We start from the raw sequence: 20792 nt of genomic DNA on the forward strand, positions 1-20792 counted from the left end.
GTACGGGCAGGGGATGGTTCAGGGTGCGATCCCGGCCAGGACCTGATCGACGATGCCCTCGGCCAGCTCGGGGCCGCGCTCCGTGGTGTCACCCCACTTGGTGAACCAGACCATCGTGCCGGTCAGGATGGCCATGGCCAGCTCGACCTCCAGCGTGGACCGGAGCTCGCCGCTGGCCATGCCCCGCTCCAGGACCTGGCGCATCGCGGCCCGGCGTGGCTCGATCGCGATCTTCCTGAACTTCTCGAACAGGTGCGGATACCGGTCCGACTCGCTCATCGCGATGTTCATCACACACTTGGTCCTGACATGTCCGGACTCGTTGCGCATCTGGTCGAGCAGCGTGACCAGGTCGTCGCGCACCGACTCGCCCGCCAGCGGCGGCACCGGCGCCTTCAGCGTGGCCAGCGCGTCGACGACGAGGTCCTCCTTGTTCGACCAGCGCCGGTAGATCGTCGTCTTGCCGACCCCGGCCCTGGCCGCGATCGCCTCGATCGACAGCTCGGAGATGCCCATGCCCTCGCCGATGAGGTCGAGGGTGGCCTCGAGAATGGCCTTCTCGGCCTTTTCGCTACGCGGCCGGCCCGCCGGACGGGCCGCCGCTGCATCCTGAATCGTCATCGCGGCCTCACACTACCGCTGGTTCCTTGTCGTCCACGGGCAGGACCGCCGCGGCCTTGCCCGGCATCCACTTGGCGACCACCCCGACGCCCACGAGGGCGATGACGGCCGAGACCAGAGCGGTCACGTGCATGCCGTCGATGAAGGCGGTGAAGGCGGGGCCGAGGATGGCCGGGTCGCCCTGCGCCGCGGCGACCGTGTTGGTGATGGATTCGCCGGCCGCGTGCCGTACCGCCTCGGGAAGGGCGGTCAGGGCGGGGGCCACCTCGCCGCGGTAGGCCGAGGACAGGACCGCGCCCAGGACGGCCACGCCGAGCGCGCCGGCGACCTGGCGGACGGTGTTGCTCATCGCGGAGCCGACGCCCGCCTTCTCACGGGGCAGCGCCTCCATGATCGCGGTCGTCGCGGGCGGCATGATGTTGGCCATCGCGGCGCCCTGGATGAAGAAGACGATCTCGATGAGCACGATCGGGGTGTTCTGGTCGAACAGCGCGTAGCTGGCCAGGATCAGGGCGATGATCGTCATGGCGACGGTCGAGGAGAGCTTGGCGCCGAAGCGCTCGTTGATCCGCTGGCTGAGCGGCGCGAAGATGAGCTGCGCGGCGGCGAACGGGATCATCATGGCCCCCGCCTGCAGCGCGCTGAACCCCAGCACGATCTGCAGGTAGAAGGTCAGGAAGAACATCCCGCCCATCATCGCGAAGAAGACGATGCCCATCATGCCGATGGCCGAGCTGAAGCGGACGTTGGAGAAGTTGCGGACGTCGAAGGCGGGGTGCTCGACGCGGCGCTCCCACCAGACGAAGGCGCCCAGCACGAGCAGGCCGAACAGTGTCGGCAGCAGGACCTCGGCGTTGACGACCGAGCCCAGCTCGCCGCCGCGGATGATGCCGTAGACGACCGCGACCAGACCGATGATCGACAGGATCACGCCCACCGGGTCGAGCTTGGAGGGCTTCGGGTCACGCGACTCGGGCACGATCGTGCCGATGAGGATCATGCTGATGATCACGATGGGGACGTTGATCAGGAAGACCGAGCCCCACCAGAAGTGCTCGATCAGCAGGCCGCCGGTGATGGGGCCGATCGCCACCGCCAGGCCGACGCCGCCGGCCCAGACGCCGATGGCCTTGCCGCGCTCGTGGGGCGGGAAGACGTTGGAGATGATGGCCAGCGTGGCCGGCATGATCGCCGCGCCGCCGATGCCCATGGCCGCCCTGGCCAGGATCAGCTGCGTCGGATCCTGGCTGTAGGCGGAGGCAAGAGAGGCCAGCCCGAACAGCAGCATGCCGATGAACAGCATCCTCTTGCGCCCGGTACGGTCACCGATGACGCCGAAGGTGAACAACAGGCCGGCGAACACGAGGGTGTAGGAGTTGATCGCCCACTCCAGCTCGCTCTGGGTGGCGCCGAGTCCTTGGACCGGATCGGCGATCGTCTTCATCGCCACGTTCAGGATGGTGTTGTCGAGCACGACCGCCAGCAGGCTGAAGACGAGCACGCCAAGGATCGCCCATCTGCGGGGGTGTCCGTTGGTGGTTTCCATGGGGGAAGGGTCCTTAATTTCGATACGGGAAAGTTTCGCAACGTCACCGTATCGCAAGAGATTCCGATACGCAACGGTCCCGTTTCGTAACGAAGCTCACAAAAAAGGGGCCAAGGGGATGTGCCCCTCGGCCCCTCCGAAACCCGCTACAGAACCGGCAGGTAGCGGCCCAGCTCGAACTCGGTGACCTGGCGGCGGTAGTCACGCCACTCGGCGCGCTTGTTGCGCAGGAAGTAGCGACCCGGTGCAGTGGCCTGCAAAGGATGGCCTGGTGGGCGCTCTGAGCTGCCAGGGAGGCGTCATCGGTGGCCGTTGTCTGTCATCTATGGCCGGCCCCGGGCGGCCCCTAGGCGGCCCGAGGAACTCGGAATGCTGGCCCGCGGTGAAGTCGATCGACTTGGCAATCGGATGCCAAAAATCGACATCCAAATCGCATGTTAGTGAGGCGTATCCGCATGCGTTGTCCGCTAAGGTAGATCACAAGCAAAGTGATCACAGGAGGACTTCCCCCATGACCATCTCCGCCCCCACTCCTGCATGGACGCTCAAGCCCGGGCAGCAGATCGAGCGCAAGAAGCTGCATGAGGACTTCGGGGGCCGCACCCAGGGCGGCATCGGCCCGTCCAGCCGCAGCGACAACGTCTTCGTCTTCACCGATCCCATCGCCGGCGAGAAGCACGGCTACTTCGACGGCTGGATGCCCGACGGGCTGTTCCACTACAGCGGCGAGGGCCAGTACGGCGATCAGCGGATGGTTTCCGGGAACGCCAGCATCCTCAACCACAAGCAGGACGGCAGGGCTCTGCGCGTCTTCCAGGGCGCCCGCGGCACCGTCACCTACCTCGGCGGGTTCGACGTTGACGACAAGGAACCTTGGTACGAGGCTGACGCACCCGAATCCGGTGGCGGCGCCATCCGCCGCGTCATCGTCTTCCGGCTGCGTCCTATCGACGCCGCCGTACAGCCGCCCCAGACCAGCCTGGCCCGGCTGCTCGATGCCGCCAACGACAACCCGAACGAAGACCAGGTGCAGGAGCTGGCGCTGGAGCAGCAGCTCACCGAGCGGACGTTCGTCAATCCCGACCGGGAACCGTACGAAGCTGAAAGGAGGGAATCCACCCTTGTGCAGGCGCTGGGCGACTACCTGCGCGGCAAGAACCACAAGGTCAGCCGGCACCAGGTGCTGCCCAAGGGCGAGACCCGTCCGCTCTTCACCGACCTCTACGACCACAACCTGAAGCTGCTGATCGAGGCCAAGGGCAGCGTCACCCGGGAGAACGTCCGCATGGCCATCGGCCAGCTGGCCGACTACGGCCGCTTCCTGCCGGATGCGACCAGGGCGATTCTGCTGCCGAGCAAGCCGCGCCAGGACCTGATCGACTTGGCCCACAGCCAGAAAATCGTCGTCGTCTGGCCGGTGAAGGGTGGGTACGGCGTCAGCCAGCCGGACTTCGAACTGTAGCTGTACACCAAAGCCTCGAAGGGCCTGGTCGTCTTTGATCAATGACCGGGTCCTTCGTGTTGCAAAGGCGCAGGTGCTCTAGAGCTGACCATCTGATCCGTAGGGAGAGGCCCAGCTCGACTCATTCCCGCCTATGACCTGCACGGATGTGCCGAAACAATGAGAACGAAGATCCGTCCGGAAAGCCATTGGGAACCGTGAAACGCCACCATGCCCTCTAGCGATAACAGGGTGTGACTACAGGACTGAGATACGTTGATGCGGTACGCCTGCTAGGCGGACAAGATCCTTTACTTAAACGCATTGACACGCTGGCGGGATTGGCTTCTTTGGGAGCACTCCCCGTAGTGGAACTTATCGAAGCGAAAAACGAAGTCATGAAATTAGGCAATGACCTCGTAAATAGAGTTAGAGACCGGCGTTCAGGCGAGTCGTGGACTAGCCGTACTGCCCGCATAGAAGCCGCTCATACTATTATTGTGACAGCCGCGTTCTTTTCCGAAGCGCAGACGCTAAGCTTGCCCTTTAAATGGTCAAATTTGCGCATCACAAAAGAAGAGCAATGTGTGATGGTGGTTGATCTTGTGACTCCTGCACACCCTTCCCCCGAGCTTTCTTTCGAGAAGACATGCAGTAGCATATATACCTATTACGGTTCGTTAAGCAAATCATTGAAGCAGTTCGTAAGTGGATTGAGTTTCTGGAACGATCTCGCGCATCACAAGCGCAAAAAGACATCGACTGAGATTACTAAAACTCTCCCCGTTCGAGCCCTTGAACGATACAAAGACTATTACCGACAACTTCAGGTTGACGTTCAAGAGTTCGCATACTGGGCGAACATGGTCAGTGATGAAGCCACTCGCACTGAATTGGCCTCGGTCAATTCACTATTGACTCGACTGACCGAGGGTTTAGCACTGCCCGTGCAGTTGGAGTCCTTGGCCAAAGTACAGGCCGCGCGCCTTCAACGCCCGATTGCCAAGTCTGGCGACGTACCAATTGGGATGAGCCTTCCCTCGTTGCAGGACGCCTACATAACTCCTCGTTATCGGGCTGTAAGAGCTAATGAGGGAGCGAGTGCTAGCAGCGGAGACGAGGACTACTGGGGAGAGCAGGAAGTAAGAGACGATCTCCCAGCTTTTATAGCAGGCTTTCTTTCTACTTCGGATGCCGCCGCCGTCCCTCTATTAGTATTAGGGCATCCGGGAGGAGGAAAGTCGGTCCTGACGGAGGTGCTCGCCGCCCATTTGCCTTCATCATATATGCCTATCCGGGTTCCCCTTCGAGAGGTATCTGCGAGTAGGGATATCCAGGGCCAGATCGAGCAAGCCATTTACTTATCCACGGGTGAACGTCTGGCGTGGCCATCGCTGGCCAGATCTACCGAGAAGGCCCTCCCAGTAGTAATACTCGATGGATTCGATGAGCTCCTCCAAGCCACAGGTTCCCATCAGTCCGCCTATCTTGAGCGTATTGTGGAGTTCCAAGAACGAGAACGGGATGCGGGACGAGCTGTCGCATTCATAGTAACGTCTCGCATTGCAGTGATAGAGCGGGCACGGATGCCGCTACGGTCTTTGCTCGTTAGAATCGAACCATTCAATCAACTTCAAATAGAGCGATGGATAGATATTTGGAATCGCTGGAATGCAGCGTACTTCACTCGCGCTAATTTGAAGCCATTTAGTGCAGCACTGATTGAGTCTCACTTCTCTTTAGCCGAGCAACCTCTGCTTCTCATGATGTTGGCACTTTATGATGCGGACGACAACGCATTGCACTACACTATTCGCGGGCTTCGCGAAAGTGAGCTATATGAACGGTTGCTGAAGTCTTTTACTTCTAGGGAATTAAGGAAACATCATTCCTCAGAGCGTGTCGAGCAACTCGTCGAACAGGAACTGTTGTCTCTCTCAATAGTCGCTTTCGCAATGTTCAACCGCGGCCGGCAATGGGTCGCAGCAGCAGAGGTCACCGAAGACCTCAACGCCCTCTTGCCAAGCCATCAGATGCATTCGCGGGACCTGGACCTTCCACTGAGCCCAGGCGAGCTGGTGTTTGGGAGATTCTTCTTCGTCCATAGCTCGAAAGCGAACTATGATGAAAAGGCCCTCCAAACATACGAGTTCCTGCATGCAACATTCGGCGAATTTCTCATTGCGCGACTTGTGGTATTGATGTTGCGGGAAATGGCGTCACAAAGAACTAGCCTTTTCACGTCCGAAATTGAAGACACGTGGTTCAGTGCCTTAATGTCGTGGAGGGCAATCAGTACCCGCACTCCCATTCTTGGCTTTCTACAGGAAATACTGGCAGACCTACCGTCGCACGAACGCAATACTTGCCTTCGTCGGGTTCAGGCCATCTTTCATGGGCTGAGTAATCGCCAAAGCGTGGGGCATTCCGCGTATCAACCCATGGCTGCCAACTCTATTGAGCTTCACGCACACTATTCAGCGAATTTGCTCTGTGTTGGGCTCGCATGCACTCCGTTCATAACTGTAAGCCAGCTCTTTCCTGACTATCCAGACGAAGCCCCTGCAGAATGGTTAAAGCTCGTTCGGCTGTGGCAAGCAGGATGCGACGCAGATGAAGTGACAAGTCTTGTGGCTACGATACAAGCGACTTCGCAGCAGGACTCAAAAGGTACGCGTGATCTGCGACTTAGCTACGCGCCCAAAGGTTGGGATCGACCCCCGATTGATCTCCCCTGGATACTTGATCTAAGTCATGGAGCTAATGGTAGTCGTACAATATATCTAAATAAGCCGTGGGCGGAAGTTTGGGCTCGACAGATACACTTCTCATTCTCTCCTTTTGAGAGTATCTTGCTCCATCTAGTGGAGCCTATGATGGAGGAAGGTTGGGACCTACTGAGCGCCTTCCATATTTTAGGTGATTACACTTCCCGCAGCGTTGAGTCCGGTTTGCGAGATCTTCTGTGGTTGCTGGTTAACAACGCTGGGTCCGTAGAGCACCGTGCCGGAGCGTACATTCGACTCCTCATGATTCCTCGATTCGAGGAGACGGAACTATCGGTCTTTAATGTTCTCGCTGCAGATCTTGCTGCTCTAGATGATGAGGACGCGAGGGAGATTGTGAGCACTATAATCTCGCTCAATCCCAGTGGCGAGGTCATGGCATTGGTTCGCAGTCTTGCGCTGGAACGTGGAGTGACGGATCTAGATCATGATGGATAATCATTGGGCTATTGGCAAAGTCCCCGAGCCGGTTCGCGAGGCCCGGTTGTGAATCGAGCATACTTCATCGCTCTTTCGTACGAAGAGCGATGAAGTGCTGAGAAGGTGATCAAGGAGCCAGGGATGCGGCGACTGGTGGACGCTGCTACCGGTTAGGAACTGGGCTGTCGCCGGCGCGCAGGATGCTAAGTATCTCGTCCAACTTAGCCGTGTGGACACGTTCGATTTCAGTGAGTCGTGTCTGAAGCTTAGAGATCTCCACGGCAAGGGCATCCAGCATCGCACCTGGCTCGTCAGGAGCGTCTGCCATTGTGTGCTTAGAGGTCCCTGACTGACGTTCGATTTGGTCCGCGACAAAGACACCGCGCCGGGGTACGGCGCGAACAAGTCCCTGGTTCTTGAGTAGATCGAGGGCCTTGCGAACCACTATATCCGAGACTCCATTCTCCTCGGCGATCTCTTTGTAGCTCGGCAATTGCGCGCGTGACGGCAATTCTCCGCCGCGAATGCGTTTGGCATACTCACATGCGATGCGGATGTAAGCCGGTTCCGACACTTGGTGATCAACCCCTTCGGCCGCGGTTTGGGTTAGACCTGACTGCGAAAGACCGGGCACAGCTTGCGGCGCGAGATGCCCTGAGGAAGGTGTTTCGTTCCCCAGGGCTCCCGACTCGAGACCGGACTCAATCGACGTAGTGGAAGGTCGGCTTTGGATGCATCAAAAAGTCGTGATGCGAGATATTCCAGGCATAGGCGCCGGCCATCAGGAACTCCACCACATCCCCTGTCTTCAGACTTGCCCGCACGTGCCGCGCCATGGTGTCTTTCGGCGTGCACAGCTGCCCGACGACTGTGGTTGGCTCTCCCTGTGTGTCAATGACCATCGGCTGACTGTGCCCCTTGGTCGCCGGGGTCCGGATGTGGTGCGTTCCGCCTGCCACTACAGCGAACAGCTCTCCATGGACGCGCTTCACGTCCATGACTCTCGTGACGTATCGGCCGCAGTAGACCGAGATGGAACGCCCTGGCTCGATGCGTAGCGTCTCGTCAGGGCGTCGGAGAGAGGCAAGTCCAGCGCCGTACGTCTGCCAGTCGAACAGTGCTTCCGGATCGGTGTAGGACACGCTCATGCCGCCGCCGATGTTGACCTCCGTGACGCCAAGGCCGCGCGCGTAGTCGAGGATGGCGCTGGCTAGTTCGAGCATGCTCGGCGCGTCCAAGCCGCTGGCCAGATGGGCGTGGATGCCTCGAAGCCGCACAGCGTCCTGGCCCTTGAGCATGTCAAAACATTCGGCAACGCCCGTCGGGTCCATGCCGAACGGAGTAGCGCCGCCGCCCATCGCCAGTGATGCACCCTTGATGGGGATGTCGAGATTGACCCGTAGGAGCACGTCAGTCGATCGGCCGGCCGCGAAAAGGCGCCTGATCTCGCTCGGGCTCTCGATGTGGAGCCGGTAGACATCGGCGAAGAGTTCGCCGTCCGTCTTGCCCGGACCGCCAAGTGCGATACGTGATCCGGGGAAGTGCTCACGCACATGGGCAAGCTCCCCCCCGGACGCGATCTCGAAGCCCTCGACATAAGGCGCGATGACCTTCATGAGGTTCGGGTCCGGGTTGGCCTTGACGGCGTAGTAGACCTCGATGTCCCCCATGGCCGCCCGGATGGCGGCCATGTGCGCGTCAAGCTCGGCAAGGTTGTAGATGTAGGCGGGCAGCTGGCCCGCGTCGGCCAGCTCCAAGGCCCGTGCGCGGATCGGGAGGGTGGCAGATGTCATCTCGCATCGTCTCCTTCGGGTGGTCTGGCCGTGCGTCAGTTAAGCGGGAAGGTGTGCTCGATCACCAGATAGTGAGCGGGAGTCACGGTCGTCGTGACCTCGACTGCCTGGCCTGATTCCGTCTTGCCTACGTGGAAGATGTCTAGAACTGTGCGCTCCGGGCTGATCTCCAGGGCATCGGCTTCCTCCTCCGTGGGAGGCCTGACGTGAATACGCTCCGTCGCTTTGGTCTGCACGTAGCCGAGTTCGGCCAGAGCGGACTTGACCCCGCCCCGGATGTTCGGCCCTTCGGCTTCCAGGTCGCTGCCCTTCGCGATGGAGAGTGGAAACCATGAGGCGTTGAGCCGTACGGGGATGCCGGAAGCCAGAAGCCGCCGACGGCGAACGAGGGCGTTCTCCTCGCCCGGCGGTAGACCAAGGGCTTCTGCCACGTCGTTCGGTGGTACGGCGCGCTCCACGATGATCTCGTGCTGTGGTTCGAGCCCCAGTTCGCGGATCTCTGCGTCGAAGGCTCCACGAGCGGCACCGCTCTCACGGGCTTCGCGCGAGTACCGAGCTGCCGAGTGGAGCATCGGTGGGATGTAGGTCACCATCGTTCCCCTTCCTTGACGAGGGCGGATCATGCCCTCTGCTGCGAGCACCTGCATTGCCCTGTTGACCAGGCTTCGGGACGCGCCGTACTTATCCGCGAGCACCGGCTCTGGCGGAAGGACCGAAGCCGTCAAGTAGACGCCGTCGATGATCTCCTGCCTGATCCGCGCCGCCATTTGGCGGAAACCCAACTTGTTTGGGGTGCCCATTTCTCCCTCTTTCGGTCCTGGCGTGTCTAACCTTAAACATCAAACGTTTGGCGTTTATTGACACGGGCCTCATGGAGACCCATCATCGAGCTATCGCCAAACGTTTGATGTTTCCTTCGCAGCATACATGCCACGTCAGACCAAGTCGATGAGCCGAGGTGTGGGTTGCCTCACCTGCATTGAGTCAGACCTTGCACGGTCCTACGCCCTGGGGAGGGCGACGCACTCCAGCGTCCCAATGGGCTGTCGCACCTGGAACAGCTTGAGAACTCAACAGCGGGATCGAGGGTCGCCGCCTCCCGAAAAAGGCGGTCCGCGCAGCAACGGGCTGCGCGGATGGGTTGCCCATCTCCCTGCACATCCTTGCGTATGGGAGCGCTCGGCACCTGGATTCACCGCAGTCGCACCATTGCCCTCGGCTCGTGAGCGCATCACGCGCAACCCCTGCTGGCAGGGCACATCAAGGCTCGACTCCCGAGGAGAAACACTCATGTACTCCGATCGCAGGCCGTTGCGCCGCTTCCTGCTGTACGTGCTGATCGCGCTTGTGCTGATCTTCATCGTTCGTCAACCGGACCACGCCGCCACTGCCGCAACTCAGCTCTTCGCATGGCTGGTGACCGTGATCGACGCGCTGGCTTCCTTCGCCACCAACCTCGGCTGAACCACCCCATTCACGAAGTTGCCGCGGTCGTCGCCGCGCCAGCGACCCCGAACGCCCTGTTCTGCCCACGCACCCCCTGAGGGAGTACCTGATGCTGTCCATTCGTCTGGTCGGCGCGCCCGCCGACGTCGCCGACGCCGTGCTGACTCTGCGCGAGGCGTTCTCCATCACCGCGATCAAGGGCCTGTGCTCTGCGGTCCCGGCGCAGTCCAGTGTCCGCGTCTACGTCGAGGTTGACCCCGCCGCCACCTGAACCGCGTTCATGATGCCCGGCTGGCAGCCCCCTTGGGGTGTGAATGCCGGGCGGGCACGGTCGGGTGCCGTTGAGCACCCCGACCACGAGGGAACCACGTCTGTCCGCATCGTTCCGGTGATGGCGCGCCCGACCCCGCCAAGAGCAGAGCGCGCCGCCCGGCTCCACGAACAGGAGACCCCCAGCATGGCACAGACCCCGCACGACAAGGCTTACGACAAGGCCCAGTCGCGGCTGGCGCAGGATGCCGCGCGCCGCTATCAGCAGCCGGACTGGGGCACCGAGGACCCGCACACCCGCGACGCCTACGACCGCCAGCTGGCAGAGACGATGCCCGTGCGCGGACGTAAGAACCGACGCTGATGGCTGTCCCGCGGATTTCCGCCCTGCAGCGCAGGCAGCACCGGGCGCGCATGGATGCCCTGACCGGTCTGCGTGACCAGCTCATCGCCCTGGGCCACCCCGCGGGCATCCGCATCGATCTGGCCGGCGACTCGCTGGAGATCATCGAGTCGATGGAGTACGGCGAGACGGCCCGCCTGATCGTCTGGTTCGGGAACGGCGTTGCGCTCTACATCGACAGCCTCGACACCCCTGGCCGCTACATGATCGACCAGCGGTACGAAACCCCGCGCGGTGTCACGACGGTCACCAGCGCCGGTAAGGATGCCGACGACGTGGATGACGCCGGCGCGCTGCGTATCTATCGGCGGTTCCTGGCCCGCTACGGCCTGCCCGAGCGCGACAGCCTCGGCTGAAGTTCGGGACCTGACTCTGTTCATTCATCCGCCGGGGGCGGCCCACTGATCCGCCAAGACCTCCAGGCCGCCCCCTTGGACTCCCGCAAAGGAGTACGCCCATCATGTCCCACGACCTGACCGCGCATGCAAGACAGGCGCGGACGCCGGCGCGCGATCGTGGCGCGCTGACCTTGCTGGCCGCGCTGACCGAGGCCGGTGCGCCGCGTCACCTGGTCGGGTCGGCCGCCTGCACGGCCGACCCGGAATTGCACACCGGCCCCGACGCCTTCGACGAAGAGCCCGCGGAGGAGCGTGCGGCGCGTGAGCAGGTGGCGCGCGAGGTGTGCGCCGAGTGCCCGGTGCGGGTTTCGTGCCTGTTCTACGCCCTGGACGCCCGCCCCGAGGCTGGCGTGTGGGCAGGGCTGACCGCCGAAGAGATCGCCGCCATGACCGCCCCCGAGGGCGCCGACAGCGTGTCGCCGTTGGAGGTGGCGTAATGCCGGACGCGACGACTTCCCCGAGCCACGCCGCCGCGGTTCCGTACGCGAGCCGCGTCAACGCCGGCGTCAGCATCCACCACCCGCGCGCCGGCGAGATGCGCCTGAGGCCGAGCACCGACCACGACGCGCTGTTCCTGACGCTGTCGGACAGCCACGTGTGGTTCTGCCTCGGCATGGCCGGCACCGACGTGCCCGCCGAGATCGCCGCCATGGAGCGGCTGTCCGCGCTGGCCGCGGAGGCCGCCGACCAGCTCCGCGCCCTGCACACGGCGACGCGCGAGAGGGCGGCATGATGACGAAGCCGCGCCCGACCTGCCGCATCACCTTCGTGCCCGACGATGACGACCGGCCGGAGATGGATTGCGTGCGTACCGGCTTTCACGGCCCGTTCCACGCCACCGCCACCGAGACGTTCACCCGCGTGCCCGGCGGCGCGCTGGTCGCACCCAAACCGACCGATCGCAGGGGCGGGTGAACAGGCAATGTCGCGTATCCGTGCCCGCTTCTGGGACCCGACCGGCGCCCGGTATGGCCTGCCGTCTTACCCGTGGCGGATGGCGCCGCCGCATCTGCTGACCCTGCGCCAGCTGGCCGCCCGCGGGCTTCGTCCCGGCGGTCAGGGTGTGCAGGCGCTGCTGCAGTGGGCCTCGCGCCGCTACCGCGCCCGCGGCGGTGTGCGCGCCGCCTACCTGTATGACATCCGGTTCGCGCTGCCCAAGCGCACCCCAACCCTTCGGCAGCTTGGCGCGCTGGCCAAGGCCAACGCCGCCCGCCGAACCTGTCCGGACTGTTCACGTGACGTTGGCTATGTGCTGTCGCGTCGCCTGGGCGTCTGCAACGACTGCGCCGAACGGCGCGAGATGGAGCATGCCGCATGACCACCCCGACCGCCCCCCACGCCCCCACGCCCGCCACCCCCCACGCCCCCACGCCCGCCACCGCCCAGGCGGCCGACACCGTGAGCGTGTTCGTCCTGATCACCGTCCAGAACCACGGACAGATCGCCACCACCACCGGCCACACCCTGACCATCGCCTCGGGCACCACCCACGCTGACCTGGCCGCCCACGTGACGGCCACTTGCATCGCCGAGGACATGCGCGGCGGGGTGGTCTTGCACTACTCGGTGCATCCGGCGGTGATCACATGAGCACGCTCGTGGCCATCCCCGCCCCCGACCCCGATGACGGCATCGCCCGCGAGCTGGCCGAGCTGGAACGCCAGTTCCAGCCGCCGGCGCCTGTCGAGGCCGCGGACGCCGTACCGGCCGGCCTCGGCGACACCCGTAAGGTGCGGCGGCTGCGACGCAAGGTCGCCGAGGCGCACGTGCTGGCCGGCCTGCACGATGACGACACGCCCCTGCTGCTCGACACGGCCCGGGTACGGCGCCGCCGCCGCGCCGCCCACCAAGCGGCACGGCTGCACGAGCTGAGCCAGGACCCCGCCGCGCTGGCCTACCGCGATCAGAAGGTGCGCCGCACGGTGAGCGTGATGGTGATGGCCGCGGCCGGCATCGCGCTGGCCGTCTCCAGCATCGGCGTGCAGACATCCGTGGTCGCCGCGCTCAACCTGGCCAAGGAGGGCGCGGCCTGGTGGGCTGCCTACCTGGTAGAGCCTGCTCTGTCGCTGCCGTTGCTGGCCACGGTCGCGGTGCAGGCATACGCGGCGATGCGCGGCCAGGTCATCGACCGGCGCAGCGAGCAAGGCCGCAAGATGTTCCGCACCGAAGCCCTCCTGCTCGGGCTCACCCTGGTGCTGAACTGCTGGCCCGCGCTGGCCGGCGGGTTCGATCTGCTGTCGCTGATCGTGCACAGCCTGGGACCCATCGCCGCGGTGACCGCGATCTGGGTGCTGCCCGCGCTGTGGTCGGCGCTGGCCGCCCTGCCCATGCCGCCCGCGGTCCCTACTGCGGGGGCTACTGCCGCGAAGTACAGCGCCAACGCCCACCCGGCAGGAGGGGTGGAAACGCGTGCGGTGGACGTGCACCGCGAGCGGGCACGCGCGCTGATCGCCGCGGGGAAGCTGCCGGCGCAGCCGTCTGCGAGCGCGCTCCGTACCGCGCTGCACTGTGGCACCGACATCGCCACCGTGTTGCGTGACGAACTGGCGGGAGGCGCGCGATGACCGGTGCCGACTCCACCGTGTACGTGATCACCGACGCGGCCTCCCCCCACCCCAACATCGAAACCGCGCCCGTCTCGACCCTCGCGCGGCGGGTGCGGCTGTGTCGGCGCGCCGTGCTGGCGCTGGCCGTGCTGCTGGTGGCGCGCTGGCTGCTGGCTGAGGCGTTCGACGGCTGGCGCTGGTTGATCGGCCCCGTGCTGCTGGTCTGGGTGTGCTGGCCGCACCTGAGGTGGCTGCGCCGTGTCGTCGTGCTGCTGGCCGGTGCGCTGGATGCGCTGGTCACCGCCTATCTGGCCATCCCCCGGCTGGCCTACCTCCTGCAGCGTTTCACCCAGATCGTGCGGGACACCCGCCGAGAGGAGAACCCGTGAGCAACGACCCCAGTGCCGCAGCGCCCGGCCCGTCGTCTGGTACCTCGTCCGGCCCCCGGACGTCTGGCAGGCCCGGCCGTAACCGCATCCCGGAACTGTCGGCGATCCCGTGGGCTGGCCCTTCGGCGATCACCCGTTATGCGCAGGTAGGCCGCAACCTCACCCGCGACATGGCCGAAGAGTTCGCCACCGGCTCCGATGAGCTGTACGCGGTGCTGATCCGCAGCTTCAAGGGTCACCCGGTGCTGAGCCTGTTCGGCGCCCCGGACGTGCGCCGCCGCGCCAGACGGGTGGTCAAGCGGCTCAAGCGCGCCGCCGAACTGCAGAAGGGCGCGGGGGTGGAGCTGGTGAAGTTCCACGCCCAGTTCCGCAAGGAGTTCGTGGACATCTTGCCGCAGGCCAAGCCGGAGAAGCGGCGCAGCACCTTCAACTGGAATGAGGGCACGTGATGCCGCGTACCACCACCCCGCCGACGCCGCACGCGGTGCTACCCGCCGTCCCCGAGTCCGGCTCGTGGGAACAGGTGGCCACCCGCGAGGTGTCCAAGGCGCTGCTGTACCTGCCGCCCTGGCTGATCGGTTTCCTGCTGTTCGGCCTCGGCTTCGTCTTCCACGTCACGTTGCGCAGCGACGACCCGCAGACCATCGCGTGGACCACCGCCGCCATCATCACCTGCGTCCTGGTCTTGACCGCGCTCACCTGGCGCCAGTCGCACGCCCGCAGCATGACAGGCCGCGCGCATACGACGCTGACCACGCTGGCCGGCGGGCTGTGGGTGTGCGCGGCCACCATCAACGGCCCCGCCACCACCGTCACCGGCCGGCTGATCCTGATCGGCGGGGTGGCGTTCGCGCTGTCGTTCAACATCCGCACCGTCATCCGCGCCAAGCAGATCGACGTCAGCGGCGCGGTCGCCGATCCGCTGAGTTTCCTGTTCAACCGCGGCGCGGACAAGGCCGGCCTGCCGCCGGTGCAGGCGCGCACGATCCAGGCGACCGCGCACAAGGTGACCGGCGAAGTGCAGCTCTCGGAGGGCCGGCAGATCGCCGATGACCTGCAAAAGAAGGTCCCCTACATCGAATCCGGGATCGGCCTGCCGCCCGGTTCGATCACCACCGCCGTTGATCCGGATGACGCAAGCAAGGCCAAGGTGATCATCTCGGATGCGCGGGTGATGAAGCAGCCGATCGCCTGGCCCGGCCCCTCCCGCATCGGCGCCAGCATCGCCGCGCCGATCCGCCCAGGGCTGTGGCAGGACCTGGACGAAGTCGAATACGTTATCGTCGGCCACCACGTGCAGGTCATGGGCAAGACCGGCGCCGGCAAGTCCATCGGCGGTGCCTGGAACATGCTCGCCGAGATCGTCACCCGCTCCGACGCCGCGGTGTTCTGCATCGACATCACCAAGGGAGAGCAGACCCTCGGCCCGCTCAAGGCCGCCCTGCACCGGCTGGAGACCAGCAAGGAAGGCGCCCGCACCCTGCTCGGCGAGATGTTCGAGAAGATCAAGCCGCGCACTGACCTGCTCGCCTCCAAGGGGCTACAGAAGTGGGTCGAGGGCTGCGGCCTGACCTATTGGGTGTTGTGGCTGGAGGAGTTCCCCGACATCTACGACGCCCTTTCCGACAAGCAGCAGGAACAGTTCCTGTCGCTGATCAAGGCCATCCGCTCCGCCGGCGGCACCGTCGTGCTGTCGCTGCAGCGCTCGGACTGGACGCAGATGCCGACCATCGCCCGCGGCCAGCTGGCCAAGATGTGCTTCGGCGTCGATTCCAGCGCGGACGCCTCGTTCGGGCTGTCGGAGGCGCAAGAGGAAGCCGGATGCCGGCCCGAGCTGTGGAGCAACAAGCAGCCCGGCATGGCCTACCTCGACGCCCCCTCCATCCCCGAGGACCGCATCGCCATGCCCATGCGCACCTACGCGTGGGGAATCACCGCGGCCGGCGCGTTCGACGACGAGCACGCCAACGCGCAGATGCGCGCCCACGCCGCCGCCTTCCCCGCCATCCACAAGGACATCGACCCGATGACCGCCACCCTGGCCCGGCTGTCGGCCGAAGCGCTCGCCGCGCCCGCGCCCCTGCCCGCCCTCGACAACCCGCACACCGACGACGAATCCGACGCCTACGGCGACGATGACGAGGATGTGCGCGAGGTGGCCGCCGAATACCTGGCCACCGACGACCCCGACCCTGAGGTCAGCGCCGGCCTTGATGACGAGATCACCGACTTCCCTGACGGGGAACCGCCGCTGACTTTCGCCCCGCCCGAGCAGACGATGACGCCCGAACAGCGCGGTGCCGTGCTCATGGCCCGCTTGCACGAGCTGTGGGACGGCGGCGCCCGCGATGTCGGCACCGGCGACTTCAAGATGCTGTGGGAGAGCACGGACATCTCCCGCGCCTGGTTCCAAAAGCAGATGAAGCGCCTGTCCGAGGCCGGCGTCATCGGCGCCTACGACGACGACCGCAACCGCTACCTCATGCCCACCCGCCCCGAACTGCCCTAGCAGACAGGAGAGCGCATGCCGCAAGTCCGCGTCATGGGCGACGACCCCGACCACGTCGAACAGGTCGTCGCCCTCCTCCTGGCCCTGATCGACGCCTCACCCGCCCTCACCGCCGGCGACCCCACCCGGCTGCGCCACCGCAGCGGTGGGGGACGCATCGTCTTCGACGCCAACGCCACCGGCCGCGCTGCCACCTCCGCGGCGCAGCCCGAACGGGTACGCGCCCAGCGCATCGACAACCAGCCCGCCAACCGGCCACGCCGCACACCCCGCCGGCGCGAACTCCCACCCGCCTGACCGGCGACACCTCCCCCGCCTCATGATCCCGTGGCCCCACTGAGGGGGGCCACGGTAGGGGGCTGGGGGAGGGATATACAGGTCAACCCCAGGGCCACACCGCGTGGCCCCCCTCGTGGCCCCCACGCGTGGCCCTCCCACAGCCCCCCTCGCATCCAGGCGTGGCCCCTCGTGTGGCCCCCACTTTCAAGATCGAAAACTTTCGCGGGTGCATCCCACGCGCAGCCGTGCGCGCGAGCATGCCCGCACATCCCGGAAGGGACAACACCTCTGTGATCACCACCGAAACCTGCCTAGTCGTCACCTGCACCCGCTGCGGTCAGGTCGATCCCGACGAGGGTTACGACACCCTGCACGCCGCCAACCTCGACCAACTCCGCGCCTGGCTTCCCGACTGGCAGTGGAGCGATCCCGACACCCCCGACCTGTGCCCCGCCTGCGTCGCCGAAGCCGCCTGCGAGCGCGACGGCCACCCATGGAGCGACTGGCGCCCCAGCGCTATCGCGCCGGAATGGCGGTTCCGCTCCTGCGACCGCTGCCACGTCTGCGAACGCGAGCCCGCGCACACCTCGCCCTCGCCCGCCCTGTCTGGAAGGGACTGAACTGTGAGCCCGCTCAAACTCAACCCGCCCCAATGGCGCATCCTGCGCCTGCTCGGCGCCAACCACGCCAGCGCCACCCGCGCCGGCCTGCGCGCCCCCTACGTGCGCGACCTGTGCGCCGCCACCCCCGCAGACCTGAACACCCTGGCCAACCTCGGCCACATCACCGGACGGCTACACGGCAGCACCGACACCCCCACCGCCGACCTCGTCCACGCCGCCAGCGCCGACCGCAAGCTACGCCTCCACCTCACCCCCGCGGGCAAGAGCGCCGCCGCGATCCTGGACACTGCCTACCGCGCCCTGAACCACCTCAACGTGTACGGCGCCTACGGCGCGCTGCCCGTGGCCACGCTCCACCACGACGCCGGCGTCGGCCTCGACACCCTCACCCAACTCCAGCGGCATGGCCACGTCCACACCACACCCGGTGCGTTCCTAGCCTGGCGCAGCGGCGGCTACACCCACCTGTGCGGGCCACCCCGCACCACCGGTGCGTTCGATAGCGACCCCTGCCCAACCTGCGGCACCCGCCCGACGGCCGGCGCCCGCATCTGGGCCGACGGCTACGGCGAGACCTACTGCGACCGGTGCGCCCGCCACCACGCCGGCGCCTCCCCCACCACGCTGGTCACCCTCACCTCGACCGGAGCCAGCCACGTCGGACGCCCGGCCCCGCAGGACCCGTCATGAGCGGCGCCTCCATCTTCGACGTGCTCGCCATCTTCGCCGCCACCGTGACCATCGTGGCCCTTCTCGTCACAGCGTTGGTGGTCGGCTACCGCTACAGCCTCAAACGCCACCCCTACACCGACTGCCGACGCTGCGAAGGCACTGGTGAGCGGCGTAGCCGGCTGTTCGCCCACTCCTACGGCCACTGCCCCGACTGCACCGGCACCGGCCGCAAAATCCGGCTCGGCGCCCGCCTGCTCAACGTCCGCTAACCCCCCAACGGCAGGAAGGAACCCCGGCCCATGTCCGGAGAGACCACCATCACCATCATCGGCAACCTGACCGGCGACCCCGAAATGCACTACACCGACAGCGGTGCCGGCGTGGCCAGCTTCACCATCGCCTCCAGCGCCCGCGCCTACAACAAGCAACTCGAACAATGGGAAGACGGCGAAGCCCTGTTCCTGCGCTGCAGCGCCTGGCGAGACCTCGGCGACCACATCGCCGAATCCCTCACCCGCGGCACCCGCGTCATCGCCCACGGACGCCTACGCATGCGCACCTACGAAACCAGCGAGGGCGACAAGCGCACCGTCACCGAGATGACCGTGGACGAGATCGGCCCCTCCCTGCGCTTCGCCACCGCCAAACCGCAGAAGGCCGCCCGCAGTGCGAGCAACGGCCAGAGCGGCGGCACCGACAACCCGTTCGCCCACCCCGCTGACGACCCGTGGCTCTCCAGCACCCCCGCCGCAAAGCAGAACCGCGACGGCACCCGGAACGGCGACGAGCCCCCGTTCTAGCCAGCCCAACGGCCCGCCCCGACCCGAAGGAAACCGTGATGACCACCACCCTGCACGAGCTCACCGGCCACGAGTCGCCGCATCCCCTCGCCGCCGCGCTGGCCGCCTACCGCACCGAGCAGAAGCGGCGCGCCGACTGCGAGTACGCCATCGTCGCCGCCCACGCGCGCACCCTGTGCGATCTTCTCGGCCGGCTCAATCTCGCGCCCCTGCGCGGTCTCAGCAGCACCGGCCTCGACACCGTCACCGCGCTGATCGCCGAACTGGCTCCGGATCAGGACGAGAGCGGCCTGGAGTTCGGCCGACGCGTCTGGCTCCAGCTCACCGCCGGCCACCTGCGCATCCTGACCGGCAACAGCGAAACCCCGCGCCACCTCGCCCGCCTCGCCGCAGACTTCGGCCCCGAATGGCGCGACCTGCTCACCGATGACGACCTGCTGGCCCACATCGGCAAAGCCATCCTCCACGACCCCGACCCCGACGACCTGCCACAGCAACCCACCCACTACGAGATCGCAACCGCGTTCCTCAGCCCCACCCCGCTGTCCACGAGCGAACCCGCCGTGTCCCTGGACGCCCGCGAGATCTGCACCGCACTGACCGGCCTCACGTACGCGGTCCTGGCCGTAGCCGACCAAATCGCCGCCCATCAGCCCGCATGAGACAGGCGCCGTGTGCGGCCTCGGCGACAAGCCGCCAAGCACCCCGCCGAGGCCGCCGCGCCCCACTCCAAACCACACAGAGGAAGGCGATACCAGCATGTCAGCCGCCGGTGCCCGCAACCAGCGCCACCACTACCAGCCCTCACTGTCAACACCAACGCCCGCCGCGCTCACCGCGACGCGTGCGGGCGACCTGCGACCAGGCAACGCCGTACGCATCGCCGGATACGGAACCCTCCCCGTTGCGGCACCCGCCGCACCCGTGGCGGCGCCGCTGGTGGCCATCCGCCTCGGTTGGGCTGGTCTCTCCATGGTGGTGCACCCGGCCACCCCATTGGACGCTCTCACCGGCCACCCCGCCGAGGTCTACCGCATCTGGTGGTGTCACCACTGCGCCGGCACCGGCCAATGGCAACCCGAAAGGACGGCGTCCAATGGGGGGCGTTGACACCCACGCCGGCGGCATGATGCACCTCGCACCACCAACCACATGGTCACAGACGGACATCCCCACGTTTGTGATCGGCATACCGGAACCCTCATGGCTGGCGCGCATCAGCTACCCCGTGATGATCAGCTACGGCAGACTGTCCCGCCGGCCCTTGTCCCGCCAGCTGGCCGCGCGCTGCCCCACCTACGTGGACTCACGCGGTTTCACCGAACTCCAGCACCACGGCCGATGGACCATCACCCCACACGAGTACGTGGAATGGCTGCGCCGCCACCGCACGCAGATCAACCTCAAGTGGGCCGCTCAACAGGATTGGATGTGCGAGCCCGCCATCATCCATGGTGGCCGCCTCGGACGACAAACCTTCGTCGGTACCGGATTGAGCGTGCGTGAGCACATTTTCCGCACAGTCGAGAACTACCTCACGCTCACCGAGCTTGCCCCCGATCTGGACATCTTCCCAGTGGTGCCACCCGCAGCACCGGCAACGGCCAGACCAGCGCCGGCAACGACCCGTGGGCCAACACTGCACCCGCCGGCAAGCAGACCCGGGGCGACGCCTGGAACGACGACGAGCCCCCGTTCTAAGCACCCCACCGGCCCCGCCCCCGACCTAAAGGAGGAAACCGCGATGCCGACCCTGAACGACCTGACCAACCACGAATCCACATCCCTGGACGCCCGCGAGGTCTGCGCCGCGTCTACGGACCGGATCACCGCCTGCCAACCCGCATGAC

At 65.5% G+C, this 20792-nt stretch carries 28 protein-coding genes; 23 read left to right on the forward strand and 5 right to left on the reverse strand.

Features of this window, described 5'->3' with window-relative positions:
* Positions 1-18: 18 nt before the first annotated feature.
* Both ACIBKY_RS39055 and ACIBKY_RS39060 read right to left on the reverse strand, forming a co-directional pair.
* Positions 19-621 carry a TetR/AcrR family transcriptional regulator gene (locus ACIBKY_RS39055; protein ID WP_397104982.1) on the reverse strand — a complete coding sequence of 201 codons (603 nt, stop codon included), beginning with the start codon at positions 619-621 and terminating at the stop codon, positions 19-21.
* A 7-nt stretch (positions 622-628) separates the two neighbouring features.
* Positions 629-2167: an MFS transporter gene (locus ACIBKY_RS39060; RefSeq protein WP_397104984.1), complete on the reverse strand. Its 1539-nt coding sequence runs from the start codon at positions 2165-2167 to the stop codon at positions 629-631.
* A gap of 511 nt (positions 2168-2678) precedes the next feature.
* Here ACIBKY_RS39060 and ACIBKY_RS39065 point away from each other — a divergent pair.
* Positions 2679-3629: a restriction endonuclease gene (locus ACIBKY_RS39065; protein WP_397104986.1), complete on the forward strand. Its 951-nt coding sequence runs from the start codon at positions 2679-2681 to the stop codon at positions 3627-3629.
* A gap of 233 nt (positions 3630-3862) precedes the next feature.
* Complete coding sequence (locus ACIBKY_RS39070) at positions 3863-6832, forward strand: NACHT domain-containing protein (protein WP_397104988.1); 2970 nt, start codon at positions 3863-3865, stop codon at positions 6830-6832.
* Between the two features lie 145 nt (positions 6833-6977).
* Here the strand turns inward: ACIBKY_RS39070 and ACIBKY_RS39075 are convergent, their stop codons facing one another.
* From ACIBKY_RS39075 to ACIBKY_RS39085, 3 genes are all read right to left on the reverse strand, one after another.
* Complete coding sequence (locus ACIBKY_RS39075) at positions 6978-7388, reverse strand: GntR family transcriptional regulator (RefSeq protein ID WP_397104990.1); 411 nt, start codon at positions 7386-7388, stop codon at positions 6978-6980.
* Between the two features lie 127 nt (positions 7389-7515).
* The gene (locus tag ACIBKY_RS39080) at positions 7516-8607 is read right to left on the reverse strand and encodes an alanine racemase (RefSeq protein WP_397104992.1); all 1092 of its coding nucleotides are present in this window, start codon (positions 8605-8607) and stop codon (positions 7516-7518) included.
* Positions 8608-8642: 35 nt separating this feature from the next.
* Positions 8643-9407, reverse strand: a complete 765-nt coding sequence (locus ACIBKY_RS39085) for a GntR family transcriptional regulator (protein ID WP_397104994.1) — start codon at positions 9405-9407, stop codon at positions 8643-8645.
* Positions 9408-9897: 490 nt separating this feature from the next.
* Here ACIBKY_RS39085 and ACIBKY_RS39090 point away from each other — a divergent pair, with 490 nt between their 5' ends.
* The 21 genes from ACIBKY_RS39090 (at position 9898) to ACIBKY_RS39190 (ending at position 20791) form a co-directional block, all read left to right on the forward strand.
* Positions 9898-10071: a hypothetical protein gene (locus ACIBKY_RS39090; RefSeq protein ID WP_397104995.1), complete on the forward strand. Its 174-nt coding sequence runs from the start codon at positions 9898-9900 to the stop codon at positions 10069-10071.
* 91 nt (positions 10072-10162) lie between these two features.
* Entirely contained in the window at positions 10163-10324 is a 162-nt protein-coding gene (locus tag ACIBKY_RS39095; RefSeq protein ID WP_397104997.1) for a hypothetical protein, read from the forward strand.
* Positions 10325-10510: 186 nt separating this feature from the next.
* Positions 10511-10687, forward strand: a complete 177-nt coding sequence (locus ACIBKY_RS39100) for a hypothetical protein (protein WP_397104999.1) — start codon at positions 10511-10513, stop codon at positions 10685-10687.
* The gene (locus ACIBKY_RS39105) at positions 10687-11082 is read left to right on the forward strand and encodes a hypothetical protein (protein ID WP_397105000.1); all 396 of its coding nucleotides are present in this window, start codon (positions 10687-10689) and stop codon (positions 11080-11082) included. Before ACIBKY_RS39100 ends, ACIBKY_RS39105 begins: the two co-directional genes overlap by 1 nt.
* Before the next feature lie 104 nt (positions 11083-11186).
* Positions 11187-11561, forward strand: coding sequence for a WhiB family transcriptional regulator (locus ACIBKY_RS39110; protein ID WP_397105002.1), 375 nt, complete (start codon positions 11187-11189; stop codon positions 11559-11561).
* The gene (locus ACIBKY_RS39115) at positions 11561-11857 is read left to right on the forward strand and encodes a hypothetical protein (protein WP_397105004.1); all 297 of its coding nucleotides are present in this window, start codon (positions 11561-11563) and stop codon (positions 11855-11857) included. The genes ACIBKY_RS39110 and ACIBKY_RS39115 overlap by 1 nt, the downstream gene beginning before the upstream one ends.
* A complete protein-coding gene (locus tag ACIBKY_RS39120) occupies positions 11854-12039 on the forward strand; it encodes a hypothetical protein (protein WP_397105005.1) in 186 nt (61 codons plus the stop codon). The genes ACIBKY_RS39115 and ACIBKY_RS39120 overlap by 4 nt, the downstream gene beginning before the upstream one ends.
* Before the next feature lie 7 nt (positions 12040-12046).
* On the forward strand, positions 12047-12442 hold the full coding sequence (locus ACIBKY_RS39125; RefSeq protein ID WP_397105007.1) for an RRQRL motif-containing zinc-binding protein: 396 nt from the start codon (positions 12047-12049) through the stop codon (positions 12440-12442).
* Positions 12439-12714 carry a hypothetical protein gene (locus ACIBKY_RS39130; RefSeq protein ID WP_397105009.1) on the forward strand — a complete coding sequence of 92 codons (276 nt, stop codon included), beginning with the start codon at positions 12439-12441 and terminating at the stop codon, positions 12712-12714. The genes ACIBKY_RS39125 and ACIBKY_RS39130 overlap by 4 nt, the downstream gene beginning before the upstream one ends.
* Complete coding sequence (locus tag ACIBKY_RS39135; RefSeq protein WP_397105011.1) at positions 12711-13688, forward strand: hypothetical protein; 978 nt, start codon at positions 12711-12713, stop codon at positions 13686-13688. The genes ACIBKY_RS39130 and ACIBKY_RS39135 overlap by 4 nt, the downstream gene beginning before the upstream one ends.
* Positions 13685-14059 carry a hypothetical protein gene (locus ACIBKY_RS39140; protein WP_397105012.1) on the forward strand — a complete coding sequence of 125 codons (375 nt, stop codon included), beginning with the start codon at positions 13685-13687 and terminating at the stop codon, positions 14057-14059. Before ACIBKY_RS39135 ends, ACIBKY_RS39140 begins: the two co-directional genes overlap by 4 nt.
* Positions 14056-14508 carry a hypothetical protein gene (locus tag ACIBKY_RS39145; protein ID WP_397105014.1) on the forward strand — a complete coding sequence of 151 codons (453 nt, stop codon included), beginning with the start codon at positions 14056-14058 and terminating at the stop codon, positions 14506-14508. The genes ACIBKY_RS39140 and ACIBKY_RS39145 overlap by 4 nt, the downstream gene beginning before the upstream one ends.
* Positions 14505-16568: a hypothetical protein gene (locus ACIBKY_RS39150; protein ID WP_397105016.1), complete on the forward strand. Its 2064-nt coding sequence runs from the start codon at positions 14505-14507 to the stop codon at positions 16566-16568. The genes ACIBKY_RS39145 and ACIBKY_RS39150 overlap by 4 nt, the downstream gene beginning before the upstream one ends.
* A 15-nt stretch (positions 16569-16583) precedes the next feature.
* Positions 16584-16865 carry a hypothetical protein gene (locus ACIBKY_RS39155; protein ID WP_397105017.1) on the forward strand — a complete coding sequence of 94 codons (282 nt, stop codon included), beginning with the start codon at positions 16584-16586 and terminating at the stop codon, positions 16863-16865.
* Between the two features lie 272 nt (positions 16866-17137).
* Complete coding sequence (locus ACIBKY_RS39160) at positions 17138-17467, forward strand: hypothetical protein (protein ID WP_397105019.1); 330 nt, start codon at positions 17138-17140, stop codon at positions 17465-17467.
* Positions 17468-17470: 3 nt separating this feature from the next.
* Complete coding sequence (locus tag ACIBKY_RS39165; RefSeq protein ID WP_397105021.1) at positions 17471-18160, forward strand: hypothetical protein; 690 nt, start codon at positions 17471-17473, stop codon at positions 18158-18160.
* Positions 18157-18411 carry a hypothetical protein gene (locus ACIBKY_RS39170; protein WP_397105023.1) on the forward strand — a complete coding sequence of 85 codons (255 nt, stop codon included), beginning with the start codon at positions 18157-18159 and terminating at the stop codon, positions 18409-18411. Before ACIBKY_RS39165 ends, ACIBKY_RS39170 begins: the two co-directional genes overlap by 4 nt.
* Before the next feature lie 30 nt (positions 18412-18441).
* Positions 18442-18942 carry a single-stranded DNA-binding protein gene (locus ACIBKY_RS39175; protein ID WP_397105025.1) on the forward strand — a complete coding sequence of 167 codons (501 nt, stop codon included), beginning with the start codon at positions 18442-18444 and terminating at the stop codon, positions 18940-18942.
* 38 nt (positions 18943-18980) lie between these two features.
* Entirely contained in the window at positions 18981-19604 is a 624-nt protein-coding gene (locus tag ACIBKY_RS39180; RefSeq protein ID WP_397105027.1) for a hypothetical protein, read from the forward strand.
* 97 nt (positions 19605-19701) lie between these two features.
* The gene (locus ACIBKY_RS39185; RefSeq protein ID WP_397105029.1) at positions 19702-20052 is read left to right on the forward strand and encodes a hypothetical protein; all 351 of its coding nucleotides are present in this window, start codon (positions 19702-19704) and stop codon (positions 20050-20052) included.
* A gap of 16 nt (positions 20053-20068) precedes the next feature.
* Positions 20069-20791, forward strand: a complete 723-nt coding sequence (locus ACIBKY_RS39190) for a hypothetical protein (protein WP_397105031.1) — start codon at positions 20069-20071, stop codon at positions 20789-20791.
* Position 20792 lies beyond the last annotated feature (1 nt).

This window comes from Nonomuraea sp. NPDC050394, assembly GCF_044459065.1.
Taxonomy (GTDB): Bacteria; Actinomycetota; Actinomycetes; order Streptosporangiales; family Streptosporangiaceae; genus Nonomuraea.